The 3,932-nt window shown below is 31.0% G+C and carries 4 protein-coding genes; all 4 read left to right on the plus strand.

Annotated elements, in window-relative coordinates:
* On the plus strand, positions 1-502 hold a 502-nt coding region (locus PHC28_RS16690), incomplete at its 5' end, for a KH domain-containing protein (protein WP_300103279.1).
* Positions 503-677: 175 nt separating this feature from the next.
* The gene (locus PHC28_RS16695) at positions 678-1,073 is read left to right on the plus strand and encodes a hypothetical protein (protein ID WP_300103280.1); all 396 of its coding nucleotides are present in this window, start codon (positions 678-680) and stop codon (positions 1,071-1,073) included.
* Between the two features lie 208 nt (positions 1,074-1,281).
* Entirely contained in the window at positions 1,282-2,823 is a 1,542-nt protein-coding gene (locus tag PHC28_RS16700; protein ID WP_300103281.1) for a tetratricopeptide repeat-containing sensor histidine kinase, read from the plus strand.
* Positions 2,816-3,562, plus strand: a complete 747-nt coding sequence (locus PHC28_RS16705) for a LytTR family DNA-binding domain-containing protein (RefSeq protein ID WP_300103282.1) — start codon at positions 2,816-2,818, stop codon at positions 3,560-3,562. Before PHC28_RS16700 ends, PHC28_RS16705 begins: the two co-directional genes overlap by 8 nt.
* Positions 3,563-3,932 lie beyond the last annotated feature (370 nt).

Here is a 3,932-nt window from a genome sequence, read left to right on the forward strand (position 1 = left end):
GCCAAAAGCAGATGTAAAAGCATATGCTCCAAAAATCATCACAAGAACCATTCCTGGTAACTTTATTGGTGCTTTGATTGGACCTGGTGGAAAAGTGATTCAAGAATTACAAAAAGCTACTGGAACCACAATTGTTATCAACGAAGTGGATGAAAAAGGCGAAGTTGAAATCCTTGGTACTGACCCTGACGGAATTGAAACTGTTTTGCGCAAAATCGATTCATTAACTTTCAAACCACAAGTTGGAGAAGCTTATGAAGTAAAGGTGATTAAAATGCTCGATTTTGGAGCAGTGGTAGAATATACGGCAGCACCAGGAAATGAAGTATTACTTCACGTTTCTGAACTAGCTTGGGAACGTACTGAAAATGTTTCAGATGTAGTGAAAATGGGTGATGTTTTTCAAGTGAAATATCTTGGCGTTGACCCAAAAACAAGAAAAGAAAAAGTGTCTAAAAAAGCACTTTTGCCAAGACCTCCACGCGAGGAAAAAAAAGAGTAATCAGATCTTAGTTTACTAAAGGTTCATTATAAAAAACCCCATTCGTCAAGGCGAACGGGGTTTTTGTTTTTAAGAAACCTTTTTTAGTTTTAATTTAAAAAAGGACATTTATTTTATACTTCATTCTTATAAAAAATATATCTTTATCCTTATTTAATCTTAAAAAGATTCCATTATGCCTTTAAAAGTTATTCAAAACACCCAAATCAACCAAACCCCTTTTACTCTTTTACATTCAAATGAAGTAACTTATCCTATATCGCCATTGGCTTCGGTAAAACTAATCACACCAACTGATGGAAAATCATTTTTATCAATAAGAGTTACACTTTATATTGATAGTACCGTTACCGAATCGCCAAGAGTACAACCCAATCCAGCAGTGATTGACAATTCTTTGCAATTGTACTTTGATTATAATTATTCCGAAGAAATTCCAAAAAGTCTAAATGCTTGGTATCTTGAATTAGAATATACTTCTCCGACAGTTAAAAAAATCACAAGTATTACCACTTTCTTAAAAGACATTGACCCTGAAACTTCTACAGGAACCAAAATAATTATAGCGTAAATATATAATGACTCCAAAACTGAGATTATTATACCTTTCAATTATATTCTTAATTCCTGTTTTCCTGTTTTCACAAATAAAGTCTAATAACGACCTTATAATAAAAAAACTTCAGAAAAAAGCGGTTGAATATAAATCTGAAATCAATTTTACAAAGTCCCAATCTTTTTATGTAAAAAAAGATTGGGACTCTACTCTAATATACTCAATGAAACAATTGAGCTCAAACACTAATAAAGAAATAGCAGACTATTGCCATTTTTTTAGAGGAATAGCTTTTCAAGAAAAGCAACTTTACAAAGAATCAAAAAAAGAATTATTATTAATTTCTAATCAATTTGAATTTTCTACATCAGTCCAAATTCATTTAGGCACGGTATCTTTCCAATTAAGTGAATTCAAAACTGCTATTCGTTATTACGAAAAGGCACTCCAATCACCACAAATAAAAAATCAGCTCTATAGTTTTGCCAAGACACAAGAAGGCATCGGCAGCAGCTATATTTTTTTAGAAGAATACGACAAAGCAGAAGAATACCTAATGAAAAATTTGCAAATTAACGAGAAAGTAAAAAATAAAGTTGGTTTTTACAATGCCTATAACATCCTTGCTAACTTATATTATGTTCAAGGTAAAAACTCTAAAGCTATTTACTATTTTGAGAAAGCCTATTTTTTATCAAAAGATATAAATAAAAATTATATTAAAAACCTAGCTGCTTATAACATGGCTGTTGTCAAAGAAAGAAGTGGCGATTTCAAACAAGCTTTAGTTTATAGAAAAGAAGCCGAACAATGGCAAGATTCCGTCTACAATCAAAATAAAGTTTGGGCGGTGGCAGATTACGAGAAAAAATTTGCCGTAGCTCAAAAACAAAAACAGATTAAAGTCCTTGAGGTAGAAAACCAACTTAAAAACACCCAACGTAATTGGTTATTTTTCTCTGCAATGGTTTTATTAATACTTCTTACTACAGGAATTTATCTTTATACTCAAAAAGTTAAAAACGCCAAAATTATTTTACTTCAAAAAAACAAACTCGACGAACTCAATGCTACCAAAGACCAACTTTTTTCCATAGTAAGCCACGATTTGCGTTCTTCGGTAAATGCTTTAAAAACTAGTAATGCCAAATTATCAGCAACATTAGAAACCAAGAATTATGATGAATTAAACCAACTCATTATTCAAAACAGCGGAATTGCCAACGGAGCTTACAGTTTGTTGGACAACTTGTTGCATTGGGCATTATTACAAACCAAGCAATTGTATTTCCATAAAGAATCCGTTCATTTGTTTTCAATAGTGCAACAAATAGAATTCAACTACAAACCTTTGTTGTTAGAAAAATCCATTACTTTTGAGAATTCGGTTTCCAAGAACAATTTTATCTTCGTAGATCTCGATTCGCTGAAAATTGTGCTTCGTAATTTATTGGACAATGCCATAAAATTTTCCAACGAAAACGGAAAAATCAGTTTTTACACCCAAGAAAACAATTCCGAATTCTGCCAACTCATTATAGAAGATACAGGATTAGGAATGGATAAAAACACCATAAACGAAATATTGAAAGACAATGAATCATTGGCTAAAAAAGGCAATTCAGAGACCATTGGAACAGGTCTTGGAATACAATTGTGCAAACAAATGATTAAGAAAAATGGTGGATTTTTAGCAATAGAAAGCGAAGTTAACAAAGGAACCAAAATCAGATTGACGTTCCCAAAAACAGCACAAAATGGATAATATCAATGTACTCATAATCGAAGACACACCAGAGCAAAGTGATGCACTTAGCAAAGTATTGTTAGCCAACAAATATAATATAGTAGGCATTGCTAGAAGTTATACCGAAGCTCTAAAACTTTTTTATGAGCAAACCATTGATATCATAGTTATTGATGTTTTTCTCGACGGAAAACCAGACGGAATAACCTTTGCCGAAACCATCAATATTATTCCCAATGCATCGAAACCATTTGTATTTTTGACTAGTTCGCAAGACCGTCAAATTTTCGAAAGAGCCAAATTGACCAAACCATTCAGTTTTTTAATGAAACCTTTTAATGAATTGGAAATTCTTTATGCCTTAGAAATGGCTGTCGAAAAATTCTATGAACAAACCAATGTCTTTCACAGTGAAGATCAAGATACAATAATTAGCGATGATTTTTTGTTCATCAAAAAGAAAAATACACTAAAAAAAGTAGCCATCAATGATATTCTTTTTATAGAAGTAGAAGATCGCTATTGCAATATTATCACCGAAAAAGAAAAATTTGTTATCCTAATTTCATTAACAAAAATTAGCACTTTGCTCAATGCAAATAAATTTATAAGAACCCATCGCAATATTATGGTTAATTCTAATAAAATTGAAGAAATAATTCTGGTTGACAATCTTGTTATTTTAAAAGGCGGTCATAAAGTAAATCTTAGCAACACTTATAAAGATTTTATAAAAAAAATGAATATTTTGTCTTAACCCAATTCATACATCATATCAAAATCTACTAAATCCTCTCTTTCTCGAGAGGATTTTTTATTTATAGTCAAATTTTGAATTTCATGACAATAAAAACGTGCTTCATAACAATAAAAATCACAAAAAAAGAAAAGCAAAGTACATTTGACGAACAAAATAACACCAAATAAATCACCATGACAGTATCAAATAATCTCTTTCCCATGCTAAAATTAATCTCACTTTGCAAAAAAATAATGCTAAATCCATACGTTGGAGCTTTTATGTCATTGTTACTAATTCTTCCAAGTTTATATATAATTTTAGAAGACCTAACAATAATTAGAAAAGAATATTTTTTTCTTGCCATTGGAATTCCTTTATATGTCAA

It is taken from the genome of Flavobacterium sp. (genome assembly GCF_028712645.1).
Classification (GTDB): Bacteria; Bacteroidota; Bacteroidia; order Flavobacteriales; family Flavobacteriaceae; genus Flavobacterium.